General features: G+C 68.9%; 20 protein-coding genes. 12 read left to right on the top strand and 8 right to left on the bottom strand.

From position 1 onward, the window contains the following. Positions 1-150 precede the first annotated feature (150 nt). Positions 151-1797, bottom strand: coding sequence for a DNA repair helicase XPB (locus AC069H_RS36550; RefSeq protein WP_478225242.1), 1647 nt, complete (start codon positions 1795-1797; stop codon positions 151-153). Between the two features lie 85 nt (positions 1798-1882). Here AC069H_RS36550 and AC069H_RS36545 point away from each other — a divergent pair, with 85 nt between their 5' ends. After that, positions 1883-2518, top strand: coding sequence for an LppU/SCO3897 family protein (locus AC069H_RS36545; protein ID WP_478235373.1), 636 nt, complete (start codon positions 1883-1885; stop codon positions 2516-2518). A gap of 50 nt (positions 2519-2568) precedes the next feature. Here the strand turns inward: AC069H_RS36545 and AC069H_RS36540 are convergent, their stop codons facing one another. Next, positions 2569-3528, bottom strand: a complete 960-nt coding sequence (locus tag AC069H_RS36540; protein ID WP_478225244.1) for an ABC transporter substrate-binding protein — start codon at positions 3526-3528, stop codon at positions 2569-2571. Between the two features lie 192 nt (positions 3529-3720). Between AC069H_RS36540 and AC069H_RS36535 the strand changes: the two genes are divergently transcribed. The 3 genes from AC069H_RS36535 to mdlC all read left to right on the top strand — a co-directional run bounded on the left by AC069H_RS36535 (position 3721) and on the right by mdlC (position 8978). After that, positions 3721-6390: a sensor histidine kinase gene (locus tag AC069H_RS36535; protein WP_478225245.1), complete on the top strand. Its 2670-nt coding sequence runs from the start codon at positions 3721-3723 to the stop codon at positions 6388-6390. A gap of 121 nt (positions 6391-6511) precedes the next feature. Then, positions 6512-7189, top strand: coding sequence for a copper homeostasis protein CutC (locus AC069H_RS36530; protein ID WP_478225246.1), 678 nt, complete (start codon positions 6512-6514; stop codon positions 7187-7189). A 205-nt stretch (positions 7190-7394) separates the two neighbouring features. Continuing rightward, the gene (gene mdlC / locus AC069H_RS36525) at positions 7395-8978 is read left to right on the top strand and encodes a benzoylformate decarboxylase (RefSeq protein ID WP_478235372.1); all 1584 of its coding nucleotides are present in this window, start codon (positions 7395-7397) and stop codon (positions 8976-8978) included. 90 nt (positions 8979-9068) lie between these two features. Here the strand turns inward: mdlC and AC069H_RS36520 are convergent, their stop codons facing one another. The 5 genes from AC069H_RS36520 to AC069H_RS36500 all read right to left on the bottom strand — a co-directional run bounded on the left by AC069H_RS36520 (position 9069) and on the right by AC069H_RS36500 (position 13807). Further along, on the bottom strand, positions 9069-9941 hold the full coding sequence (locus AC069H_RS36520) for an ABC transporter ATP-binding protein (RefSeq protein WP_478235371.1): 873 nt from the start codon (positions 9939-9941) through the stop codon (positions 9069-9071). A 21-nt stretch (positions 9942-9962) separates the two neighbouring features. Beyond that, on the bottom strand, positions 9963-10796 hold the full coding sequence (locus AC069H_RS36515; protein WP_478235370.1) for an ABC transporter permease: 834 nt from the start codon (positions 10794-10796) through the stop codon (positions 9963-9965). Next, positions 10793-11563: an ABC transporter permease gene (locus AC069H_RS36510; protein ID WP_465431799.1), complete on the bottom strand. Its 771-nt coding sequence runs from the start codon at positions 11561-11563 to the stop codon at positions 10793-10795. Before AC069H_RS36510 ends, AC069H_RS36515 begins: the two co-directional genes overlap by 4 nt. A gap of 8 nt (positions 11564-11571) precedes the next feature. Beyond that, on the bottom strand, positions 11572-12519 hold the full coding sequence (locus AC069H_RS36505) for an ABC transporter substrate-binding protein (protein ID WP_478235395.1): 948 nt from the start codon (positions 12517-12519) through the stop codon (positions 11572-11574). A gap of 307 nt (positions 12520-12826) precedes the next feature. Further along, complete coding sequence (locus tag AC069H_RS36500) at positions 12827-13807, bottom strand: ABC transporter substrate-binding protein (protein WP_478235394.1); 981 nt, start codon at positions 13805-13807, stop codon at positions 12827-12829. Between the two features lie 706 nt (positions 13808-14513). Between AC069H_RS36500 and AC069H_RS36495 the strand changes: the two genes are divergently transcribed. The 7 genes from AC069H_RS36495 to AC069H_RS36465 all read left to right on the top strand — a co-directional run bounded on the left by AC069H_RS36495 (position 14514) and on the right by AC069H_RS36465 (position 21587). After that, on the top strand, positions 14514-17630 hold the full coding sequence (locus AC069H_RS36495; protein WP_478235393.1) for a sensor histidine kinase: 3117 nt from the start codon (positions 14514-14516) through the stop codon (positions 17628-17630). A 20-nt stretch (positions 17631-17650) separates the two neighbouring features. Beyond that, entirely contained in the window at positions 17651-18109 is a 459-nt protein-coding gene (locus AC069H_RS36490) for a roadblock/LC7 domain-containing protein (RefSeq protein ID WP_085939650.1), read from the top strand. Positions 18110-18134: 25 nt separating this feature from the next. After that, on the top strand, positions 18135-18920 hold the full coding sequence (locus AC069H_RS36485; protein WP_478235369.1) for a DUF742 domain-containing protein: 786 nt from the start codon (positions 18135-18137) through the stop codon (positions 18918-18920). Beyond that, positions 18901-19509, top strand: coding sequence for a GTP-binding protein (locus AC069H_RS36480; RefSeq protein WP_007033392.1), 609 nt, complete (start codon positions 18901-18903; stop codon positions 19507-19509). Before AC069H_RS36485 ends, AC069H_RS36480 begins: the two co-directional genes overlap by 20 nt. 428 nt (positions 19510-19937) lie before the next feature. Continuing rightward, positions 19938-20357, top strand: a complete 420-nt coding sequence (locus AC069H_RS36475; protein WP_005156190.1) for a roadblock/LC7 domain-containing protein — start codon at positions 19938-19940, stop codon at positions 20355-20357. A gap of 3 nt (positions 20358-20360) precedes the next feature. Beyond that, the gene (locus tag AC069H_RS36470; RefSeq protein WP_478235368.1) at positions 20361-20948 is read left to right on the top strand and encodes a DUF742 domain-containing protein; all 588 of its coding nucleotides are present in this window, start codon (positions 20361-20363) and stop codon (positions 20946-20948) included. A 177-nt stretch (positions 20949-21125) separates the two neighbouring features. Further along, positions 21126-21587, top strand: coding sequence for a hypothetical protein (locus tag AC069H_RS36465; RefSeq protein ID WP_478235367.1), 462 nt, complete (start codon positions 21126-21128; stop codon positions 21585-21587). Between the two features lie 299 nt (positions 21588-21886). Here the strand turns inward: AC069H_RS36465 and AC069H_RS36460 are convergent, their stop codons facing one another. Beyond that, the gene (locus AC069H_RS36460) at positions 21887-24130 is read right to left on the bottom strand and encodes a helicase-associated domain-containing protein (protein ID WP_478225255.1); all 2244 of its coding nucleotides are present in this window, start codon (positions 24128-24130) and stop codon (positions 21887-21889) included. Between the two features lie 92 nt (positions 24131-24222). Between AC069H_RS36460 and AC069H_RS36455 the strand changes: the two genes are divergently transcribed. Then, complete coding sequence (locus AC069H_RS36455; protein ID WP_007033389.1) at positions 24223-24405, top strand: hypothetical protein; 183 nt, start codon at positions 24223-24225, stop codon at positions 24403-24405. Positions 24406-24455 lie beyond the last annotated feature (50 nt).

The raw sequence follows: 24455 nt of genomic DNA, 5'->3' as shown, positions 1-24455 counted from the left end.
GGAAGGAGCCTTAGCCCCCCCAAGAGAACCCCCCGCGAAAAAGAGAAGTCCCTGCCGGGGGTGTGGTGGGCCGGGTGTGTTGGGGGGGGGGGTTGGTTCCCCACCCCAACCCCCCCCCCACGACCACCCGGACAAGAGCGCGGACTGTTCCTAAATGGGGCGCAGCAGGTCGTCCGCGTCCACGATCCGGTACGCGTACCCCTGTTCCGCCAGGAACCGCTGCCGGTGCGCCGCGTACTCCGTGTCGACGGTGTCCCGCGAGACGACCGAGTAGAAATGTGCCTGCCGTCCGTCGCCCTTGGGCCGCAACAGCCGTCCGAGTCGCTGCGCCTCCTCCTGCCGCGAGCCGAACGTCCCGGAGATCTGGATGGCGACCGACGCCTCCGGCAGGTCGATCGAGAAGTTCGCGACCTTCGAAACGACCAGCGTCCTGATCTCGCCGCGACGGAAAGCGTCGAACAGTTCTTCGCGTTCCTTGTTCCGCGTCGCGCCCTGGATCACCGGCGCGTCGAGTTCGTCGCCGATCATCTCCAGCTGGTCGAGATAGGCCCCGATGACCAGGGTCGGCTCGCCGGGATGCCGGTCGACCAGCGATTTGATCACCTTGGTCTTGGTGTCCGCGGTCGCCGCCAGCTTGTACCGCTCCTCGGCTTCGGCCGTGGCGTACGCGAGCCTCTCGGCGTCGGTCAGCGTCACCCGGACCTCGGTGCATTCCGCCGGCGCGATCCAGCCCTGCGCCTCGATGTCGCGCCACGGGACGTCGTATCGCTTCGGGCCGATCAGGGAGAACACGTCACCCTCGCGCCCGTCCTCGCGCACCAGGGTCGCGGTGAGCCCCAGCCGCCGCCGCGACTGCAGGTCCGCGGTCATCCGGAACACCGGCGCGGGCAGCAGGTGGACCTCGTCGTAGACCACCAGGCCCCAGTCCCGCGAGTCGAACAGGTCCAGGTGCTTGTACTCGCCCTTGGTCTTGCGCGTGACCACCTGGTATGTCGCGATGGTGACCGGCCGGATCTCCTTCTTCTCCCCGGAGTACTCGCCGATCTCCTCCTCGGTGAGCGAGGTCCGCGCGACCAGCTCCCGCTTCCACTGCCGTCCGGCGACGGTGTTCGTCACCAGGATCAGCGTGGTCGCCTTCGCGTGCGCCATGGCCGCGGCGCCGACCAGCGTCTTGCCCGCGCCGCACGGCAGCACGACGACACCGGACCCGCCTGCCCAAAACGCCTCGGCGGCCTTGCGCTGGTAGTCCCGCAGTTCCCAGTCGACCTCGGCGAGGTCGATCGGGTGCGCCTCGCCGTCGACATAGCCGGCGAGGTCTTCCGCGGGCCAGCCGACCTTCAGCAGCGCTTGCTTGAGCCGCCCGCGCTCGGAGGGGTGCACGACGACGGTGTCCTCGTCGATCCGCGCGCCCAGCATCGGGCTGATCTTCTTGTGCCGGAGGATCTCCTCCAGCACCGCGCGGTCGATGGTCGACATCACCAGGCCGTGCGCCGGATGGTTCGCGATCTGCAACCGCCCGAACCGCCCCATCGTGTCCACGATGTCGATGAGCAGCGGCTGGGGGACGGGGAAGCGCGAGTACGTCGTCAGCGCGTCGACGACCTGTTCGGCGTCGTGGCCCGCCGCGCGGGCGTTCCACAACGCCAGTGGCGTGATCCGGTAGGTGTGGACGTGCTCGGGCGCGCGTTCCAGTTCGGCGAACGGCGCGATGGCGATCCGCGCGTCGTCGGCCTGGCTGTTGTCGACCTCGAGGAGCACGGTCTTGTCGGACTGGACGATCAGCGGGCCATCGGTCACATCGTCCTTTATACGTTCCGGCCACACCGGCTCCCGCCGCGGCACCGCTGGTGGAAGGATATGCGGCAGGTGACTGGAGGGGACCTTGACGACTACACCGACCGGCGGGACACCCGAGTACGACCCGTTCAACGCGCCCGCGCCGCTGCCCCCGATGCCGGAGGCGGCACCGCCGACGCCGTTCCCCAAGCCGCCGCCACTGAGCGTGCTGGCCAAGGCCTCGATCGTGCTGGGCGTCGTCGCCGCGCTGGGCCTGGGGAGCCTGGTCGCCTTCGGGCTCTCGCAGTCGAGCAGGTTCACCAAGGTCGAGGCGGGCAAGTGCCTGTATCTGACCGACGAGGCGGGCGGAAACCAGAGCTACACGACGGCCAGCTGCTCGTCGAATCGTGCGATCTTCCGTATCGACGAGGTGCGGACGGGCTCTTCGGACTGCCGTAGTGCCGACTACATCCAGTTCGAGCTGTACGGGGGTTCGTCGAGCAAGAGGGCGGAAAAGACACTCTGCCTCGCGCTGAACGTCGAGAGCGGGGACTGCCTGCGCGACGTCGTGCACGAGACGCGGATCGCGAAGGTTCGTTGCAGCGACATCAGCGCGGAGGCGCGCGCGGTCGTCACGCGGGGATCGTCGGAGTACGCCTGTTCGTCGGAAGACACCGCCCTGCACTACACCGGGCCGCCCGAGCGCACGGTGTGCCTCAGGCCGACCGGCGAAAATATCTAGCAGTCAGGCGAAGCCTGTCCGTTGAGGGTGGCGGCGGGGCGGGGTCCGGGTTAGGGGTGCGCCACCATCGACTGCACGTCGAGCCGCGCGCCGAGCAGGCCGGAGTTGTGCATCAGGTCGGCGACGCGTTGCAGCCGGATGCCGTTGAGGGAGACCGGGTACGTCCCGAGCGAGATCAGCGACGCCGTGGTCCGGTCGATGTCGGAGAACGACGGCAGCGCGTCGCGGACGACGGCCGGGTCGGCCGCCCGCACCTGCGCTTCGCCGAGCACCTTCCGGAACGCCGCGAGCGTGCGGGCGTTGGCCTGGCCGAAGGCTCCCGTCGAAACGTAGGACGACATCGGGAAGTCCAGTGTCGCGCCGCGGGCGCCGTCGGCGAGGATGCTCGCCCCCAGCTCCTTCTCGGCCCTGGTGATGTACGGCTCGACCATCCACGCGGCATCGACCTCGCCCGCCTGCAACGCCTGGGGCATCCGGTCGAACGGGTGCTGCTTGAACTGGATCCGGTTCACGTCGACGCCCGCGGTCCCCAGTACCGAGCGGGCCGCCAGCACGCCGACATCGTCGAGCATGTTCACCGCGATCTTCGGTGACTTCTTGAGCGTCGGCTCGGTGTATTCGGAGCCGGGGAGTGTGACGAGCGCCATGGTGTTGCGGCCGGCGGTGTACGCCTCGCCCTGCAACTGGAGCGCGGTCCCGGCCGCGGAGGCGCGGAAGATCGACACGTCGCTCGCGAACGCCAGGTCGATCTCGCCCGCGGCGAGCTTGCCGATCGCCTGATCGGCGGGAACTTCGACGAGGGTCACGGAAAGGCCGGCCGCGGTGAATTTCCCGTCCGCGACGGCGACCCGCAAGGGGGCCGTGTCGATGGGGTTCCCGACGCCGATGCGCAGTTCCGTCCGTTCGAGTGGCGCGTCGGTGCTTGCGTCACCACTGGAAAACACTCCGCAACCTGCGGTCGCCAGCAGCGCCGCTACCAGCGGAATCGCCAAGACGCGCATCTTCGTCACCGCTCACCTACCGAGAGAATGTGCTCCTGCTTCTGGATCGTATGGTCCGCGCCCCATACGATCGCCTGGGGGAGGCGCCCCGATGGCGCGGCTTTCGATCGTTCCCGAACCTTGTTACTCTACAGTAGGTTCGGGCTTTCGTCCCCGATGTCAGCCATGGGAAAGGGTCCCGTGGTGGGAAAAGGAAACCAGGTGGCCCGTCGCGACAAGCGTCCCCGTGGGGGCGACGCGGCGGAACGGCATCCTCGTGTCGGCGGACGCTGGCGGCTGCGGAACTGGCACCTGCGTACCAAACTCTTCGTGGTACTCCTGATTCCCGCCCTCGCGGTGGTCGCCCTCGTCGGGCTCCGGGTCAACTCCGACCTGCGGGACGCGAGGCAGCTGGCCGAGTTCGCCACCCGCGGCCGCGTCGACAGCACCGTCGCCGAGGCCGTGCACCAGCTCCAGCGCGAACGAGACCTCACCGTCCGGTTCGTCGCCGGCGATCGCAAGGGCGACCTTTCCGAACTGACCGAGCAGCGCAAGCGCGTCGACGAGGCCATCGGCACGTTCGACCGCACGCTCGGCGAGAGCAAGAGCAGGCTCGGCGGCAAGACCGCGACCAGCCTGCAGCAGACCAGCGACCGGCTGCGCGTGCTGACCGGGCTCCGCTTTTCCGCGGAACACTCCGCTTTTCCCGCCGACGCGGTGCTCCGCTCCTACAGCGACCTGATCTCCGGTCTGCTCGACATCAGCGATTCCACCGCCGCCGACGTGTCCGACCCGGATCTGGGGAAGCTCCGCCTCGCGGGTAACGCGCTCGCGCGGGTCAAGGACCAGATGTCGGTCAAACGCGCGATCATGGCGGCCGCGCTCGCGCAGGGCGGCCTCAACCGGGACAGGACCCGTGCGCTGCTCGGCGCGGAGGCCGAACTCGCCGCCGCCCGCAACGACTACCGCACGTTCGCGACCCCCGAACAGCAGCGGATGTACGACGACACGGTCATCGGCCTGATCGTCGACATCGGCAACGACATGGTCGAATCGGCGCTCATCCGCGCGGAGAACGATCAGGGGCTCGGCGGGCTGGATCCGAACCAGTGGGACACCTCGGCCACCTACACGGTGAATCTGGCCCACCAGGTGCAGCAGGCGCTGCTCGTCCAGCTTCAGGAACGCACCGACTCCCTCGCGGCGCAGGCGAGGACGTCCGCGATCTGGGACGGCGGCATCGTGCTCGCCGTGCTGGTCGTCGCCGGGGTGCTCTCGGTGATCATCGCGCGTTCGCTGCTGCGGCCACTGCGGATCCTGCGCCGCAGCGCGCTGCATGTCGCCGAACACCAGCTGCCGGCGGCCGTCGAAGGACTGCTGAGCGACCCCGAACCGCAGCCGGAGAACCTGCGGCGGCGGCTGGCCGTCGCTCCGGTGCCGGTGTTCAGCCGCGAGGAACTCGGCCAGGTGGCGCGCGCGTTCGACGCGGTGCACGGCGAGGCCGTCCGGCTCGCAGGGGAACAGGCCATGCTGCGGGAGAACATCAACGCGATGTTCGTGAACCTGTCGCAGCGGAGCCAGGATCTCGTCGAACGGCAGTTGTCCGTGCTGGACCGGATGGAAGCCGACGAACAGGATCCCGACACGCTCGCCGGGCTTTTCGAACTCGACCATCTCGCGACCCGGATGCGCCGCAACAGCGAGAACCTGCTGGTGCTGTCCGGAACCGACGTCGTCCGTGAGGACGGTGGCGCCGTCGTCGCCGACGAGATCATCGGCGCCGCGCTCTCGGAGGTCGAGCACTACCAGCGGATCGAACTCGGCCCGGCGCCGCGGATCGCGGTACGCGGCGAGGCCGTCAACGATCTCGTGCACGTGGTCTCCGAGTTGCTGGAGAACGCGGCCCGCTATTCGGATCAGAGCACGATGGTGCAGGTCGAGGGGCACGAGACCGACCGCGGGGAATGGCAGATCGAGATCACCGACCACGGCGCCGGGATGCCGCAGGCGGAGATCGACCGCACCAACGCGCGGCTGGCGAACCCGCCGGACGTCGACGTCGAAGTCTCCCGGCGGATGGGCCTGTTCGTGGTCGCGACGCTGGCGATCCGGCACCATATCGACGTCCGTCTCCGGTCCGCCGACGGCGGCGGGATCACCGCGGTGGTCGTCGTGCCCGCCGAGCTCATCGTCGAAGCGCCCCGGCCCGCCCCGATGCCGGAACCCGTGCCCGTCACCGTCGTCGTCCCGGAGCCGGAACCCGAGCCGCCGCTGGAAGTCCCGCCGCTGCCCGAGCCGGAGGAGAGCGCCGAGGAGTCGCGGTTCGCGCCCGTGCTGGACCCCGGCCCGCTGCGACGCGCTCCCGTCGTCGAGCGCGAGACCCAGCCGGAATGGCCGTCTTCGGACGACGACGCCGTCAACCATCTCGAACTGGATTCGCCGACCGAGCGGATGCCCAAGTACCAGAGCGTGCTTTCGCAGTGGTTCGACCACGGCGGCCCGCGCGAAGGGCCTTCGCCCGCGGAACCCGGCCCGCCTTCCTTGCCTTCGTTCGAGCCGGTCAAGAACGCCGTGCCCGAGGAACCCGCGCAGGATCCGGACGAGCCGACCGAACCGACCCTGAAGCCGCTGGAGCCGAAGGAAAAGGAGCCGGAACCGGCTTGGCCGACGCCCGCCGAGCTGGAACAGGAAGACGGGGCGGAGGAGACCTGGCCGGTGCTGCCCGCCGTCGTTCCCGAGGCCCGGTCGCAGGACGACAGGCCGGAGAAGCCGCGAGGGGAGAGGCCGATACTCTCACTTTCCCCCGAAGCGGTCCGCGAACGGATGACCAGCCTGCAAGGCGGATTCCGGCGCGGTCGCCACGCCAGGGGTGACGACAACCCCTCGGATTGAGCGAATGTGCGGAGCTGCGATGTACCCGGAAGGCGACCCTGAGCTTGAACCCGCCTCCGCCGACGGCTCCGCCATCGCGGCCGCGGGTTCACCGACAGACACTGAGCGAATTGGAAGGTCCATGACCCCGAAAACCGGCCTGCTGGAAGTGATCGCGCTGACCGCGGTGGACGCGGAGCGCGCGCAGGAGGGCGGGGCCGATCGCCTCGAACTGGTCAGCGACATGGCCAGCGACGGTCTCACCCCGTCGGTCGAGACGGTGCGCGACGTGCTCGGCGCCACCGATCTCCCGGTGCGGGTCATGCTGCGCGACAACATGTCCTTCGCCGCCGGTGACCTCGACGGGCTGCGTGCGGACGCGGTGCGCCTGATCGACGCGGGCGCGCGGGAGTTCGTCTTCGGTTTCCTGGACCTGGAAAGCGAAATCGACGTCGAAGCCTGCGAGGCGCTGGTCAAGGAGCTCGACGGGCTGCCGTGGACCTTCCACCGCGCCATCGACCGCGCGCGGGATCCGTTGCGCGCCTACGACCAGTTGACCGGCCTCGGCTGCGACACGGTGCTCGCGGCCGGGCATCCGCACGGCGTCGCGCACGGGCTTTCGGTGCTGCAGCGGCTCGCCCGGCGTGAGGACGGGCCTCGGTTGCTGGTCGGCGGCGGCCTGCGGGCGCAGCAGGTGCATCTGCTGCGGGCGGGCGGGGTCGGCGCGTTCCACGTCGGCGGCGCGGTCCGCCCGGGCGGCTGGGAGTCCGATGTGGACGCCGCCGCCGTTCGCGAGTGGGCGGCGCTGGTCAAGGAGTAGGCCCCGAACGCCGGTACCGCGCGGCGCCGTCTCGCTCCGCATGCCGTGAAGGCCTCCTTCCCTACCCTCAAGGTAGGCAAGGAGGCCTTCACTCCATTCGCGACCCCCGTACCGAAGCCGTGAACACGGGGTCAGGTCCAGACCACACACGGTGATACGAGGTTGCATCTTCAACTATCCGGTACCGACCAGATAGCGTGTGGCCATGGCTACCCGCACCGTACGTGACGCGACCAGGGAACTGCTGCGCGATCTGGGCCTGACCACCGTTTTCGGCAATCCCGGTACGACCGAGATCGCCTTCCTGACGGAATGGCCCGACGACTTCACCTACGTGCTCGCGCTCCACGAGGCGTCCGTCGTCGCGATGGCCGACGGGTACGCCCGCGCGAGCAGGCAGGCGGCGCTGGTGAACCTGCATTCCGCCGGCGGGGTCGGCCACGCGCTCGGGCATATCTTCACCGCGTACCGCAACAACGCCCCGCTGATCATCCTGGCGGGCCAGCAGACCAGGTCGCTGCTGCCGGACGATCCGTTCCTCGGCGCCGTCGAGGCGGCGAACTTCCCCAAGCCGTACGTGAAGTGGAGCTGCGAGCCCGCCAGGGCCGAGGACGTCCCGGCGGCGCTGGCGCGGGCGTACCACATCGCGACGCAGGCGCCCATGGGTCCGGTGTTCGTCTCGGTGCCGGTGGACGACTGGGACGCCGAGACCTCGAAGCCGGTCGTCTCCCGGCCGCGGATCCCCGGCTTCGCGCCCGATCCGTCCGCTTTGGACGAGCTGGTGTCCGCCTTGGACGCCGCCGAACGCCCGGCGATCGTGGTCGGCCCCGGTATCGACGGGGAAGGCGCCGTGCCGGACGTCGTCGAACTGGCCGAGAAGGTGGGCGCCGGGGTCTGGGCGCCGCCGATGGGAGCGCGCTGCTCGTTCCCCGAGGACCACCCGCAGTTCTTCGGATTCCTGCAGCCGGAACGGAAAGCGCTCGCGAGCGCGCTGACCGAGCACGATCTCGTGGTCGTCATCGGCGCTCCGGCGTTCACCTACCACGTGTACCGGGGCGAGTCGGAAACCGCGCTGCCGCCGCTGTTCCTGGTCAGCGACGACGAGCAGATCCTCGCCAGGGCCGCGGAAGGCACCGGCATCCGCGCGACGCCGAAGCTCGCGATCCGCACGCTGCTGGATCGCGTCGCGCCGCGGGAAGCGCCGAAACCCCGTACCAGGCTGGAAAAGCCCGCCGCGGTCACGCCGATCACCCCGGCCTTCGCCTACTCCGTGATCTCGGAGGTCCTGCCGGACGACGCGATCGTCGTCGAAGAGACCCCGAGCCACCGCAACGAACTGCACGACCACTTGCCGATCAAGTCCACCGACACCGGTTTCCTCACGGTCGCCAGCGGCACCCTCGGCTACGGCCTCCCCGCCGCCGTCGGTGCCGCGCTGGCCCGCCCGGACCGCAAGGTCGTCGCGATCCTCGGCGACGGTTCGAGCATGTACTGCGTCCAGGCACTGTGGACGGCGGCGCAGCACAACCTGCCGGTGACGTTCGTGATCTTCGACAATTCGCAGTACGCCGCCGTGCGCATCCTCGGCGAGGCCGCGGGCGGCGAGAAGGTGCCGGGTGTCGACCTCGGCGGTATCGATTTCCCCGCGCTGGCGAAGAGCCTGGGGCTGCGGACGTCGGTCGTCGAGAAGGCCGAGGACCTCAAGCCGGCGCTGGAGGCCGCGCTGCCGGACGAGCGGCCGCATCTGGTGCACGTCCGCATCGACGCGAACCCGCGCACGCTGTACTGAACCACTGGGGCCGTCTTGCCCCATCCGCGCGTGCGATGAAAGGTCCTTTCCTTGCGAAATTCGCAAGGAAAGGACCTTTCATCGCATGTGTCAGGAGCTTTTCGCGCGCGCCTCGGACTCGGCGGCGGCGTCGGCCGCCTCCTGCTGCGCCAGCTCGTACTCGGCCGCGTCCGAAGCAGCGGTGGCCGCTTCCGGAGCGCCGCCGTGCAGCAGCCGCGCCACCTCACCGCGCAGCGTCACGAACTCCGCCGACTCGCGCGTGGTGATCTGGTCCCGTTCCGCGGGCAGCCCCACCGGCAGGTCCGCGACGATCTTCGCGGGCGACTTCGACAGCACCAGCACCCGGTCCGAGAGGTAGACGCTCTCGTCGATGTCGTGCGTGACGACGAGGACCGTGCTCCCGTTCTCGCGCTGAACGCGCCGAGTCAGGTCTTCGAGCTCGAACCGCGTCTGCGCGTCGACCGACGCGAACGGCTCGTCCATCAGCAGCAGTGCGGGACGGCTGGCCAGCGCCCGCGCGATCGACACGCGCTGCTGCATACCGCCCGAGAGCTGCCACGGGAACTTCGAGCCGACCCCGGACAGACCGACCGACTCCAGCGCCTCCTGCGCCCGCGTGCGGCGCTCCGAGCGGCTCAAGTTGCGCCACCGCAAGGGGAACTCGACGTTCTTCGCGACCGAGAGCCAGGGGAACAGCGAGCGGCTGTAGTCCTGGAACACGACGGCCAGATCCTCCGGCACCCCGGAGACGTCGTCGCCGTGCAGGCTGACGCGGCCGGACGTCGGCTTGATCAGCCCGGCGATGCAGCGCAGGAGCGTCGACTTGCCGCAGCCCGACGGGCCGACGATGCTCGCGAGCTGTCCCGCTTCGACGGTGAACGACAGGTCGTTGACCGCGACGTGCGCCTTTTCTCCCGCGCCGTACCGGTGGTTCAGCCCGGAGACTTCGAGCATGGTTGACATCTTGCTGACCCTTCGAAAGAACTAGAGACGGCCGTTGCGGGTGGGCTGCCAGCGAAGCACTCTCTGCTCCACCGCGAGGAAGGCCGCGTTGAACCCGAAGCCGAGGAGCCCGAGCAGGACCAGCCACGACCACATGAGCGGGAAGTCGAACGCCTGCTGGGCGTCCATCAGGGACCGGCCGATGCCGTTGTAGGAGCCGACCAGTTCCGAGATCACCATCAGCAGCAAGGAGATGGACAGGCTCAGCCGCAAGCCCGCGAAGATCTTCGGCCCTGCGGCGGGCAGCACGATCGAGCGGACCCAGTACGACCGGGGAGTCCGGAACGACTTCGCGGTGTCGATCTTCACCTGGTCCACCGACCGGACGCCGTCCACGGTGTTGAGCAGCACCGGCCAGATCGCGCCGAAGATGATCGACCCGGTCTGCATCCCCGGCCCGAGTCCGAAAAGGACGATGAACACCGGGATCAGCGCGGGCGGCGGCACCGAGCGGAAGAACGCGAACAGCGGCCCGACGTAGTCCATCCCGGTCTTGGACCGTCCCAAGAGGACACCCAGCGCGACACCGAGGGCGCCGGCCAGCAGCCAGCCGCCGAGCGTCCGGCCGAGGCTCGGCAGGACGTTGTCGAACACGGTGTCGGTCAGGAACAGCTGGGAGGCCGGACCGGTGAACCACAGTTTCCCCGAGGCGGACAGGATCTCGGTCGGTGGCGGGAAGAACGGGCTTTCCGAGAGCCGGGTCGCGAGCTCCCAAATCCCGAGCAGGGCGAAGAACAGCAGCCAGTTGCGGACCAGGATGCCGATACCCCGGCCAACGCGCCTGCCGACGCGGCTGGTCAGCGTGAGGGTCGTCACGAGACCGCCTCCCGGTCGACCGTGCTCCAGCGGAACGCCCGCCTGCCGATCATCTCGAGCCCGCCGTTGATGAGGAAGCCGAGCGCGCCGACCACCACGGTGCCGGCGAGCACGAGGTCGAACCTGGTGGACCCGGTGCTGGCCTGCATGATGAAGTTGCCGATGCCGAGTTTGGCGCCGGCGAGGAACTCGGTACTGACCACCGCGATCAGCGCGATGTTGGCGGACAGCCGCACCCCGGTGAACACGAACGGCGCGGTATGCGGCAGCGCCACCGACGTCAGCGTCCGGAACTTGCTGGTACCGCATGCCTTCGCGGTCTCCTGCAGCACGGGGTCGATCTCGCCGAGCGCGTAGATCGTGTTGAACATGATGGGCCACAACGACGCGTACACGGCCAGCGTGATCTTCGCTTCGGGCCCGCCGCCGATCAGCAGGAGCACCAGCGGGATCAGCGCGACGGCGGGGATCGGCCGCAGGAACTCGATGACCACCGCGGTCGCGGTGCGCAGGCCAGGGATGCTGCCCAGCAGCAGACCGGCGGGCACGGCGATGGCGACCGCGATCAGCAGGGCGATCGCCCATGCGAGGAATGTGGCGATCAGATCCCGGATGAACTGGGTCTCGCCGAACTGTTCGAAGATCGTCACGAGGACGACGGACGGCGGGGGGAGGAACTCTTTACGGACCAGGCCGGCCTGGACGATCACTTCCCAGACGAGGAAGAAACCGGCCAGACCGGCCAGGGCACGGAGAAGTCGTGGCACCTTGACCTTTATCCAGCTTGAGGGGCGAGCATCGGAGCGGCGTCGAGCTTGGCCGTGATCACACCGGTCTGCAGCAGCAGGTCCGGTACGCGCTGCAGGCGACGGGCGTCCAGTGTGGACCCGAACGTCGGCAGCGTGAGCAGTGAAGCGGTTTCGGCGTCGACCTTGGCGTACTTGACGATGAGGGGTTCGATCTTGGAGCGGTCGGCCGAGTCGCGCACGGCCTTGCCCAGTGCGCGCTGGAACGCGGCCAGCGTCTTGGGGTTCTTGTCCACGAAGGAGCCGAGCGCGCCGAAGCCCGCCAGAGGGAAGTCCTGGGTGGCGCCGGTCGAGATGTCGACGACCGGCGTCGCGCCGACGACCTTGGAGGCCTGGGTCAGGAACGGCTCGGGCAGGTAGCCCGCGTCGACCTGGCCCGAGGAGAGCGCCGCGGCGATGTTCGGCAGCTGCATGGGCACCCACTGGACCTTGCTGGTGTCCACGCCGTGGTCCTTCATCACCGAGACGGTGAGCAGGTGGGAGGCGGTGTTCTTGTCGGTGATCGCGATCTTCTTGCCCGCGAGGTCGTTGATCGTCTTGACCGGCGAGGTCGGCACGGTGACGACCGCGTTGCTCTTGGGGCTGGCCGAAACGGAGTCGGCGACGAGCCGGATGTCGGCCGCGCCCTTGCTCTTCGCGACGAAGAACGGCATGTAGGTGGAGAAGGCGATGTCGACCTCGCCACCGATCATCTTGGTCATCGCCTGCTGGCCACTGGGGGCGTCGACCGCTTCGACCTCGAGACCTTCGGCCTTGAAGTAGCCGCCTTCCTGCGCCAGCCGCAGCGGCGCGAGGTCGACGACGGGCAGCAGGGCCACCTTGATCTTCGGCTTCTCCAGCCCGCCTTCGCCGCCGCCCGACGCCTTCGACGTGTCCTCGCCGCCGAGTGCCCCACAGGCGCCCAACGTGGCCAGCATGAGCGCGCTCAGGGCGACGCCGACGGCACCCCGTCCTCTACGTGCACCGTTCCTGCTCATGGCGTTTCGAAACAAAGCCAGCTCCTCGGAAACAATGAATCACCGTTGGGTTTTTTCATCCGTGTCGTGGCTTCATTCCGCCAGGCACGCGGTCACCTTAGAGATTTGCCCACTCGCTCACAATGGGTGTCGTAAGCGGGTGATCATTTTAGGCCATTCGCCTGATCGCATGATCACCCACTTGGACATCATCACTTTCAGTGATCGAATTTCGTGTGGAACGGCGATTCGGGGTAACCGCGTGTCACTAACTCGTGGTCTGCGGCGCGATCATCGGGCCGACGTCGATCTTCGTCTGGATGGCGCCCATCTGCAGGAGCAGGTCCGGGACCCGCTGGATGCGGCGGGGGTCCAGGGTGGCCTGGAAGGTCAGCAGCGTGGTCAGCGCGGCCGTGTCCTGGTCGATCTTGGCGTACTTGACCAGCAACGGCTCGATCTTGGAGCGGTCCGCCGCGTCCCGGGTGGCCTTCTGCATGGCGCGCTGGAAGGCGGCCACGGTCTTCGGGTTCTCGTTCACGAACTTGCCGAGAGCGCCATAGCCGGCGGTCGGGAAGTCCTGGGTGGCGCCGGTCGCGGTGTCCACGACGGGGATCGTGCCCACGGCCTTCGCGGCCTGCGTGATGAACGGCTCGGTGAGGAAGCCGGCGTCGATGTCGCCGTTCTTGAGGGCGATCGCCATGTTCGGCGGCCCGACCGGGACCCATTTGACGCCACTGAAGTCGACGCCGTGGTCCTTCATCACCGACTTGGTGAGCGTGTCGGAGACCGTGTTCGGCGCGAAGATGCCGATCCGCTTCCCGGCCAGATCATTGACGCTCTTCACCGAACTCGTCGGCACTGTGACCACCATGGTGCTCTTCGGGCCCGCGGAGGAGGCGTCGGTGACCAGCTTGATGTCGGCGGCGCCCTTGCTCATCGCGATGAAGAAGGGGGTGTAGCTGGCGTAGGCGATGTCGACCTCGCCGCCGATCAGCTTGGTCAGCGAGACCTGCCCGCTGGCGGCCTCGATCGCTTCGACATCGAGGCCCTCGTTCTTGAAGTAGCCGCCGTCCTGGGCGAGCCGGAAGGCGGCGACGTCGATCGTCGACATCACCGCGACCTTGATCTTCGGCTTTTCGAGGTTGCCCGAGCCGTCGGAAGAGGACGAATCTTCTCCGCCGAGCAGGCCGCAGCCACCGACCGACGTCGTGAGGACGGCCGCCATCGCGAAGGCGATCGCCCTCGCCATTCCACGAGACGGCCGCCCCGGGCGGGCGCTCAAGGCCTTCTTCGAAAGCAAGTGGTGCTCCTGATCGGGGGGAGGACACGTGATGACGTGGCCTGATGTGGAATTCGGAAGTGACTCTTTGTCTCAAGTCACGGCACACTGTAGAGAACCGATCATGCACTCACAATGGGTGGTCATCCTATGATCCCAAGTGGTAACGATCACCCGAACAGGTTGTTTGTCAGAAGTGAACATAACTGGGCGTGTTCGCGCCGGAGACTTGTTGACAACTGAGCGCTCACGGGTCAAGACCCGTCCGGGTCTTTCTCGGAGGTCTTGACCGAAGGGTTACATCTGGGCCGCCCGTTCGCTACCCTCATGCACCGGTAGTGAGGTGTGGACCACTGATGTAGTGAAAGAGAGTGCCTTGGATGGCCGAACGCTCTGGACCTTTCCCAAGGTGCAAGGCACTCTGTGTTGAACACGGTGAACACGTCCGTGCTTCACTGGTGCGCACCCGCGCACTGGCGGGTTAGGCCGAACAGACCAATGGCACCGAGCAGGGTTTCGGTCAAGTGCACTTGAGAGATCGCTTCAAAGAAGACTTCCTCATTCGGATGAGTGGATACTCACGCCGTGCGTGTCCCTCCCGGGTGACGGGAGCGTGCGGGTAGTGGTCTCCGACAACCGACCCAGACAGCAGCAGTACGGCCAGCTCGAGAACGGCATGTCCAAAATGGGCTTTCCCGGCCCGGATGAAGATGATGGTGGTGCGGCGGTGCCGAACGAAGACACCGCGGGGGTGGGAGGGGCCCCTGCGCGGGAAACCGGAGACGGTCCTGGCGGGAAGGCCGGGTCGTTCCTGGGCCTGCGTAACTGGCGTCTGCGATCGAAGCTCGCGGCCGTCCTGATCATTCCGACGCTGACCGCGCTCGTGCTCGGCACGCTGCGCGTGATCGACGACAGCAGCGAGGCGGCCCGGTTCCAGGACACCGCCGATCAGGTCGCGTTCGCCGACAAGATCACCCTCGTGGTGCACGAGCTGCAGAGCGAACGCGCGCTCGCGGTCGCCAAGATCGCCTCCGGTGACCCGTCGCGCCAGAACGGTCTCGACGCGCAGATCGCCAAGGTCGACCGCGCCGTCGACGACCTTCGGGCTTCGGCGAACCAGATCAACCCGGACGATCAGGACACGAGGGACCGCTACTCGCGTGGTCTGCAGCGGCTCGACGCCCTGCGCCCGCTGCGCGGCGCGATGAACACCTCGCTGCTGGGCGACACCCCGGTCCTCATCGCGTACTCCAACATCCTCGACTCGCTGGTCCAGCTCGGTCGCGAGGTGACCACCGCGGTGGCCAACCGCGACGTGCTCCGGCTCGGCGTGACCGTGCAGGCCATCAGTGAGAGCAAGGAGTTCATCGCCCGCGGTGACGCGGCGCTGCTGATCGCCTCCTTCCGCTCCGGGTTCCCCGGCGACCTGTTCGACCAGGCCCGCTCGGCGGTCGCGAGCGGCGATGCCTCGACGGCGGCCTTCGTCGCCAACGCCAGCCCCGAACAGCGGCAGCTCTACTCGGACACCTTCTCCGGCCCGGAGGTCGACGACCGCCGCCGGATCACCACGATGGCGTTCTCGCTGCACCAGCAGAACGAACCGCCGTCGATCGACAACGTCGCGCTCGGCAACGACAGCCGGGTCGCGCTGGACAAGCTGCGCGCGGTCGAGACCAACCTGCTCGGCCAGCTGCGGGCACAGGCCGACAGTTTGGCCACCGACGCGATCAACTCGGCCTGGATCGGCGGCGCGATCGTGCTGCTGGCCCTGCTCGCGGCGCTGTTCCTGATGCTCGTCATCGCCCGCCTGATGCTGCGCCCGCTGCGGGTGCTGCGGAAGACGGCGCTCGACGTGGCCTACACACGACTGCCGGAAACCGTGCAAGCGATCCTGGACGACCCGGACCCGGTCAACGCCTCGAAGCGGTCGGTCGAACCGGTGCCCGTCACTTCGCGTGACGAGATCGGTGAAGTGGCGCGGTCGTTCGACGTCGTCCACGAACAGGCCGTCAAGATGGCCGCCGAGCAGGCCCTCCTGCGCGAGAACGTCAACGGCATCTTCGTGAACCTGTCCCGCCGGTCGCAGCGGCTGGTGGAACGCCAGCTGGGCGTCATCGACCGGCTCGAGGCCGACGAGCAGGACCCGGACCACTTGGCCAGCCTGTTCGAACTCGACCACCTCGCCACGCGGCTGCGCCGCAACGGTGAAAGCCTGCTGGTGCTCTCGGGCGCCGGTCTCGCGAAGTCGGTGCCCAAGCCGGTGCCCGCCGCCGACGTCATCGGCGCCGCGGTCTCGGAGATCGAGCAGTACGCCCGGATCGAGATCGGGATCGTCCCCGAGGTCGCCGTCCAGGGCCTGACGATCCACGACCTCGTGCACGTGCTCGCGGAACTGCTGGACAACGCCACCTACTTCTCCGAGCCGGAGACGAAGGTGACCGTCCGCGCGGTGATCACCCGCAAGAAGGCGCTCGCCATCCAGGTCACCGACCACGGTGTCGGCATGACCGAGGAGCGGCTCGCCGAGGTCAACCAGCGGCTCGCCGACCCGCCGGACCTGGACGTCTCGGTGACCCGGCGGATGGGCCTGTACGTGGTCGCGCGCCTGGCGCGCCGCCACGGCATCGAGGTCCGGCTGCGGGAGAACGAGGACATCGAGGGCGGCGTGATCGCGCGGGTCGTCGTGCCCGCCGAGCTGCTCACGCAGATGCGGCCCGGCGTGCGCAGCACCCCGCCGCCGGCGAACCGCTCGGAAACGTCGATGCCTTCGATGCCGTCGGTGTCCGAGATCTCGACCTCGCTGCCGAACATCCCCGCTTCCGACCGCGGTCTGGAGATGACCCCGCCGCCGCCGTCGAAGCCCCCGGCTTCGCAACCGGTCGCGCAGCAGGGCGGGCTCGTCCCGCTCGACCAGCCGATCAGCCTCGACGACCTGGTCGCGGGCAAGAACGCGGCCGGGCCGTTCCTCAGCCCCGCGACGCCCGCCGAGGAGACCCCGGCGTGGCCGACGGCCGAAGACATCTCGCCCGCCAACGGCGACGGCGCCTCCAGTGGCACCGAGACGCAGTTCGCGTCGCTGGTGCTGCCGAAGCGGGAACCGAAGTACACCCCTGTCGAGCCGCAGAACAAGCCGGAGGACTCTTCGGACGCCGGCAAGTCGGCGCTCGAAGACGACGTGCCCACCCGGCGGCTGCCGATCTACCAGTCGGTGCTCTCGCGCTGGTTCAGCGAAGGCGACGAGGCCGGGGCTGACAGCCCGACCACCTACACCGAGCCGGTCGAGTCCGACACCGCCGCGCGGACCCGTAACGGTGACGCCGAAGTGGAGGAACCCGCCGTCGGGGACACTGGAGACGCTTCCGGAGAGGCATTGCCCACTCGGACACCGCGGAGTGTTCCGCCGGAGACGGTGCTCCAGGACAATGGCTGGCGCAGCGCGTCGGACGACGGCTGGCAGGCGGCGCAGGTCCTGTACGAAGATCGGAACGACGAGATCACCCCGGCGGGCCTGCCCAAACGGGTGCCGAACCAGTACCTCGTCCCCGGCTCGATCGGCGGGAACGAGCCGAAGAAGGAAGACTCGTTCGCCGACAAGACCTCCGGAATGCCGGGAACGGGTGCGATCGCCCGCTCGGCGACGGCGGCGCGGAGTCGGATGGCAAGCTTCCAGAAGGGCTACACGTCGGGACGGCACGCGTTGAAGGAACGCCCGCTCGATGCGCTGGATGACAACGGCGTTCCGGTGACTGGCAGGGGTGCGGGTTCCCCTGCCGATGACAGCAGTAAGGAGTGACAGTGACACGGGCGGGTGCGATGCAGCCGGGTGGTCCGGCGCAGCCTGGCGGCCAGGCGCAGGGTAAAGGACACACGAGCAGCTTTGCCTGGCTGATCACGGATTTCGTGCACCGGGTCCCGGGCGCGGCGCATGCCGTGGTGGTGTCGGCGGACGGGTTGCTGCTGGCCTCCTCGAAGGGACTTCCCAAGGACAGGGCCGATCAGCTGGCCGCCGTCGCGTCGGGGCTCACGAGCCTCGCCCGCGGTGCGGCGAAGGTGTTCGAAGGCGGCACGGTCGCGCAGACGGTGGTCGAGATGGCCAACGGCTTCCTCTTCCTGATGTCGGTGTCCGACGGGTCCTGCCTGGCGGTCCTCGGCTCGCCGGAGAGCGACATCGGCCTGGTCGTCTACGAGATGACCCTGCTGGTGGAACGGGTGGGGCAACAGCTGACACCGGAGATGCGCGCGCAGCTGCAGGGCGCGTCGGTCCGCCGCTGAGCGACCGGGAACCGAGGAGAATGCCGTGGACGACGGGCGCTTGAGGGGCGATGGCCGGCTCGGTGACGACTTCTCCGGCGGGTGGTCGGAACGTGACGACGGCCGGGAGGACTGGACGTCCTTCCGGGACCGGGTCGACCGCGAATGGCGATCGCGGCGGGCACAGGGGCCGGACAACGACCCTGTCTCCCCGGACGAGGCCTCCCGCTGGCTGACCGATTCGAACGCGGGTCAGGGACCCGCCGATTTCAGCGTTTCGGACTACCGGGAACGCCTCCTCGGCGGCCCCGGGGCGGAACTGTTCGGTGGTGGCAGCGGTCCGCTGTACGACTCGGGCGAGTTCGCCAAGTTCTCCTTCGACAAGGAGGAGGAGCGCCGGGCGGCGGCGGCCGCCGCCGACCCGCTCGCCGCGGCACTGCCGCAGCAGGCGCAGAACGAGTACGTCGACGAGCAGTACACCACCGACGTCGAATCCTCCGGCCTGGTCCGGCCGTACTTCCGCACGCGGGGCCGGACCAAGCCGACGTACGACCTTGCCATCGAGGCGTTGATCTCGACCAGCGAACAGGGACGTGTGCTCGACCGGGTACGCGTCCCCGAACACCGGTCGATCTGCGACCTTTGCCTGGACACCCGGTCCGTCGCCGAAGTCGCGGCGCTGCTGCGCCTGCCGCTCGGCGTGGTCCGGGTGCTGATCGGAGACGTGGCCGGCCTCGGTCTGGTCCTGGTGCACACCGCCAGCCAGAACGTGGGTGACCGGCCGAGTATCGAGTTCATGGAGAGGGTGCTCAGTGGGCTTCGGAGAATTTGACTCCGACGCGAATGCGCCGCAGGTGACCGGACCGACTTCGTCGGCCAAGATCGTGGTCGCTGGCGGATTCGGCTCGGGGAAGACCACGCTGGTCGGAGCGGTTTCGGAGATCGATCCGCTGACCACCGAGGCCATGATGACCGAGGCCAGTACCGGCGTCGACGACAATTCGGCCACCCCGAACAAGTCGACGACGACCGTGGCCATGGACTTCGGGCGGATTTCGCTGGACTCGGACCTGGTGCTGTACGTGTTCGGTACGCCGGGCCAGCACCGGTTCTGGTTCATGTGGGACGACCTCGCGGTCGGTGCCATCGGTGCCGTCGTGCTGGTCGACACGCGGCGGCTCGCCGACGCGTTCCCGTCGATCGACTTCTTCGAGAACCGGAAGCTGCCGTACGTCGTGGCGATCAACTGCTTCGACCGGCTGCTGCACCACCAGATCGAGGACGTCCGGCACGCGCTGACGATCTCCCCGTCCGTGCCGATCATGGCCTGTGACGCCCGGGAACGTGAGTCCGCCAAGCAGGTGTTGATCTCGGTCGTGCAGCACGCCATCGCACACGATTCGGCGTTGCGCGCCGGCTAAAAGGGACGAAAGCCCGGAGCGGATGCGGCCGTTGGAGTGAACTCGGCAGGCTTCACCCGCTTCGGGGAGTGGCGTCACCAGCCGGATCGACCGTGGGGCGACCCCTTTCACTCGATCCGGCGCCGGCGCCACCCGTTCGAGCGACCGTAACGCCGATGACCTGCGCGGACGCCGGTTCACGCCTGGGCGCACCCGGCCACCACGGGGTGACCCACGAATGCGTGGTTCGCGATGGGTCGACGCGGTGAGCGGCTGGACGTTCACGTTCGGTTAACGCCGTTGGCCGGGTGGCGGACTCGACACGATCGACGGGACGAATACGCTGGGTGGAGGCGTCTTTCGGCTCGACGGTCCCGGGATCGGTGCAGGTCGGCGGGAGACGCCCGGACCACGCCGCCCAGGTGGTCTTGAGCAGCGAGGAGGGACTTGTGACGGCATCCGGGCAGCAAAGCTCGTTCGGCTGGCTCATCACGGATTTCGCGCGCCGGGTTCCCGGTGCGGCGCACGCTGTGCTGGTCTCAGCGGACGGGCTTCTCCTCGCGCCGTCGGACGGACTGCCGCAGGAACGGGCCGAACAGCTGTCCGCGGTCGCCTCCGGGCTGATCAGCCTCACCGCCGGCGCGGCGCGCTGCTTCGACGCGGGCGGGGTCAACCAGACCGTCGTCGAGATGGAACGCGGTTACCTCTTCCTCATGTCGGTCGCCGACGGCTCGTCACTCGCCGTGCTGGCCGCGCCGACCTGTGACATCGGCACCGTGGCCTATGAGATGACCCTGCTCGTCGAGCGGGTCGGCCAGCAGATCACGCCCGAGCTGCGCGCGCAGCTCCAGGGCGGCGTACGTGGGTGACCGATGAAGATCACCGGATTCACCGAACCGGAACCGTCCGGCTGGGACTCCCTCTACCAGGGCACCGAACGCGAAGCCTTCGATTCGCCGAGCCGCTTCGAGCTGAGCTCGATCAGCACGGTGATGCCGCGGCGCCCGGCCGCGCCGACGGAGCCGCCTCCCGCGCCTCCGTCGATGCCTTCGCCGAGCCGTCAGTCGCGGCCGCGTCCCACGCCCGCTGACGTCGCACCCGCTTCGGTCTATCTGCCGACTTCGGGCTCCCGGGTCCGGCCCTACACCCGCACCGGCGGGCGCACCCGCACCGCGCACGACCTGGCGCTGGAGGCGCTGGTGTCGACCAGCGAGGACGGCCGCCGGTACCGCGGCGTGCGGACTCCCGAGCACCGCCAGATCTGCGACCTCTGCCTGGACACCCGGTCGATCGCGGAGATCGCCGCGCATCTGCGGCTGCCGCTGGGCGTGGTGAAGGTGCTCGTGGGCGACATGGCGGACGCCGGGCTGGTGCTGATCCACCAGACGGAGCTGATCCTCGGCGACTCTTCTTCGCGGGCTTTCATGGAGCGGGTACTTCAGGGCCTTCGCGGCCTCTGACCCGCAGCCAACCCGTGGTTGCATGACGTGACGTAAGATCACGCGATGTCATCAAGGGGTCGGTTCCCGATCCGTGCGTTCGGTGACGAATCCTTCAAGGAATCCGACGTCGACGGGTTCTACGTACTTGCCGCGGCTGTCTTCGACCGAGCTGTACACGACGAGGTCCGTACTGTCATGTCGGAGCTTCGAGGCCGGCGGCGTATCCCGAAACTCCACTGGAACGAGATGGATCCGGCGGAACAAGAGGCCGCCGTCAAGCCCCTCGCCGATCTCGACGGATTTCACCTCGTCGCGGTCGGCTCCCCGGTACCCCGTCGACGACAGGAACGTGCTCGTGCCCGTTGCCTTCGGCGCTTGGTGCTCGAACTCGCCGCGTTCGACGTGGAGATGCTCGTGCTCGAATCACGCACGGCCACGCTGGACGTCCGAGATGTCGAGACGGTCAAGGGTGCCAGATTCGATCTGCCCAAGGGCACCGCGTTCCGTGTCGCTCACGAGAGAGGCAAGGACGAACCGCTGCTCTGGGCTGCGGACATGGTCGCCGGAGCGATCAGGGCCAGGAAGGACGGGCGCCCCGGCTATCGGCGGTTGATCGAGGACCTCGTGTACGAGATAGCCGTCGAGACGAATTGTTGAGCGGACATGCGTAAGGCCAGGGTCCCGGTCTGCCCCGGGTGCACCTGGCCTTGCGACTCGCCTGACGTCCGCGACGTCAGGCTCCGAACACAGTGTAGATCAGTCATCGCCGTAAAGCGCGTCGCGGAGGCTCATGCCGCCATCCGGTCCGCGCTGCATTCGGTCGGGATCGGGACGCCGGTGCCCCCTGCCCGCATTTCGTCCTCTAAATGCGCTCTGGTGCAGCGGGTTGGGGACATCAGGCGTCCAGGACCGAAGACCAGCCGTCACGCATTCAGAGGACTAAACGCGCGGTGTGGTCAGTCTTCGACGAGGGCGGCCGACGTGATCCGGTGCAGCGGGTAGCGCTCGTTGTCGGTCCCTTCGAGGACCCCGCCGCCGACTCGCAGCGGCCGGACCACCCGCTGGCTCGCCGTCCCGCGTGAGTCGACGAACCCGATCCACACCTCACGGCGCTCGATGGTCGCCTGGGACAGCAGCGCCAGCGTCGCGGACGTGTCCCCGGCGCCGCCACCCTGCGGCGCGCGCACCGTCTCGCCCCGGCGCCGTGCCGAAGCCGCGTCGCCGGCCCGGACGTGCGCGACGATTTTGCCGACTTGCTCGTCGGTCAGCCCGGCAGGCTCGCCAGGCGCACGACGCGCGGCACGCGCCTTCGCGGGCAGTCGACGTCCAGACGGCCTGATGTCCATGACGCGTCCGTCGGGCCCTTCGGCGGCCGGGGCGAACCCGGCGGCGCGGAGCGCGTCGAGGACTTCGGCGAGCGGGTATGCGCTGATGAGCACCGTCGGCGCGATCATCCGCAAGCCGTACTCGGTCGCGACGGGGCTGCCCATCACCTCGGCGAGCAGCGACGCGTCGTCGCACCGCAGGAACGACTCGGCGGCCCCGCCGCGCAGCCGCCCGTGCCGCCGGGCGACGTCGTCGATCAGGTAGCTCAGCGATTGCGGCACCGGCGTCGCCGACCGTGTCGAGAACAGCTGGTGCAGCTCTCCCGCGGTCCGCCCGGTGTCGAGCGCGCGCCGCACGGACGTCTCGGTGATCCGGTAGACGGTCGCGTGCCCGGCCGATTCGATGTCGGCGACGGCGGTCATCTCGGCGGCGAGTTCGGCCTCCAGCGGCCCGGGCGCGACCACGGTCAGGTCGGCCTGGACGAGGACGTGGTCCACCGGACGCGGCAGCGCGTCGATCATCGCCTCGACCGCTCCGGGCCTGTCTTCGGCCAGCAGCGCCCGTGCCGCCGTGGTGAGGCCGCCGAGCCCGATCAGGCCGAGCGCCGCCCCCTCGGCCATCGTCCAGCGCACGGTCTCGTCGCGCAGCCGCCCGCCCCGCCGCGGCGCGCGCCAGGCGAGCGCGGCGACCAGTTCGTCGGTGCTCTTCACACCCGCGCCCTCGGGAAGAGCGGCCAGGGCGAGCAGGATCCGTCGCCGCGACGTGGGTGCCAGCGGACGGCGCAGGTCCTCCGAAAGCGGCGCGATCGGCTTGTCCTTCGCGTCCCGCCCGCCGGCGAGCCCGGGCAGCCGGGGCAGTTCGAGCCAGGCCTGGGCGATCGTCATCCAGCGCTGCGCGGTCGGCGACGCGAGCCACGAATCCGTGAGCGTCGTCGGCACCCATTCCGGCGTGGTCGCTTCGCTGTCGGCCACCAGCCCGGCGCCGACCGCGATCTCCGCGAGCAGGGTCACCCGTGTCTCGTCGACGTCGAGATCCTTGGCGAGCTTCTTGAGCTCGCGGACCCCGAGACCGCCGGACTTCAACACCGGCGGTGGCGTCTCCGACCACGCGCGAAGCATGCTTTCGTTCTGGCGCAAGAACTCCATCGCCTCACCGGCCGCCGTCGTGTCCACTGTGGACGGCTGATGCGGATGTGTGGGGAGTTCCGGTTCGCGCAGTGACGCCGGGTCGAACACCGACCCGCCGCGCAGCGCGATCCCGATCTCGCGCGGCAGCTCGACGGTCTGGTCGTCCCGGCGCAGCAGAAGGCCGCGCGCGAGCAGGCGCTGGACCGGGTTCTGTGCCCGCTCCAGCGGGACGTCGGCCGCCGCGTCACGGGTCCGGCCGATCGGCGGCCCGGCCGCAAGCGTCGTCAGTAGGGCGCGTTCGTCCTCGCCGACCTCCGCGAGCGCGGCCTCGATATCCGCTCCGGCGAGCGAGGGCGACGAGGACCCGAGCCCGGCGGGGAAGGGGCCGAGCGCGTCACGGGCCGACGGCGGGACGCGCAGCGCGTCGTCCTCACCCCAGACCAGTGCCCGCTTGCGCAGCAGCGCCAGTGGCTCGCCGAGCTCCTTGCCCACGAGCCGCGCGACCTCGGCCGCGGCGACCGGTTCGGTGTCCGCCCCGGCCAGCAGCAGGGCGTCGAGGACGGCGAGCGTGAAGGTGTCGAGGTCTTCGCAGGCGCGCGCGACGGAGCCCGGCGTGCCTGCCCGGGTGGCGAGCACGATGGTGTCGGACGGGGGCGGCGTGGACAGGTCGCGACGCGTGCGCAGCAGTGCCGCGAGAGCGTCGTCGGACTCCTGGCGCAGCCAGTCCGCCAGGGAGGGCGCGGGCATAGAGGACCAGGATACCGGGCGGGTGGTGGCCCGGCAGCCGCGTTCGGGCAGACTGTCCCCCGAGAACGCTTGACCATGCTCTGGAGGACGTTGTGGCGAAGGGCGATAACAAGAAGCGCGCGGGCATCGACCCCACGTGGCCCGGTGAAGACGGGGAGCACCCCGTCACCGAGCTCGCGTCCGATCGGCAGGGCGCGCTGTCCCCGTTCGGCGACGTGACCTTCCCACTCGAGAGTGTGCCTTACGTGCACCCCGAGACCGAGATCAACCGGTAGAAGTTACTGGTCAGTCACCCCCTGCGAGGGTTCGTGGCGGTCGTCACGGG

It is taken from the genome of Amycolatopsis sp. NPDC043887, assembly GCF_056435665.1.
Note: the sequence above shows the minus strand (reverse complement) of the source record. Positions and strands in the feature narration are given on the sequence as shown.

What these genes read in the sequence shown, in the direction of transcription:
- AC069H_RS36530 (WP_478225246.1), top strand. Translation starts at nt 6,512, where the DNA reads ATGACCCCGAAAACCGGCCTGCTGGAAGTGATCGCGCTGACCGCGGTG.
- mdlC (WP_478235372.1), top strand. Translation starts at nt 7,395, where the DNA reads ATGGCTACCCGCACCGTACGTGACGCGACCAGGGAACTGCTGCGCGAT.
- AC069H_RS36520 (WP_478235371.1), bottom strand. Translation starts at nt 9,941, where the DNA reads ATGTCAACCATGCTCGAAGTCTCCGGGCTGAACCACCGGTACGGCGCG.
- AC069H_RS36505 (WP_478235395.1), bottom strand. Translation starts at nt 12,519, where the DNA reads ATGCTGGCCACGTTGGGCGCCTGTGGGGCACTCGGCGGCGAGGACACG.
- AC069H_RS36500 (WP_478235394.1), bottom strand. Translation starts at nt 13,807, where the DNA reads ATGGCGAGGGCGATCGCCTTCGCGATGGCGGCCGTCCTCACGACGTCG.
- AC069H_RS36495 (WP_478235393.1), top strand. Translation starts at nt 14,514, where the DNA reads ATGTCCAAAATGGGCTTTCCCGGCCCGGATGAAGATGATGGTGGTGCG.
- AC069H_RS36490 (WP_085939650.1), top strand. Translation starts at nt 17,651, where the DNA reads ATGCAGCCGGGTGGTCCGGCGCAGCCTGGCGGCCAGGCGCAGGGTAAA.
- AC069H_RS36470 (WP_478235368.1), top strand. Translation starts at nt 20,361, where the DNA reads ATGAAGATCACCGGATTCACCGAACCGGAACCGTCCGGCTGGGACTCC.
- AC069H_RS36465 (WP_478235367.1), top strand. Translation starts at nt 21,126, where the DNA reads ATGTCGGAGCTTCGAGGCCGGCGGCGTATCCCGAAACTCCACTGGAAC.
- AC069H_RS36460 (WP_478225255.1), bottom strand. Translation starts at nt 24,130, where the DNA reads ATGCCCGCGCCCTCCCTGGCGGACTGGCTGCGCCAGGAGTCCGACGAC.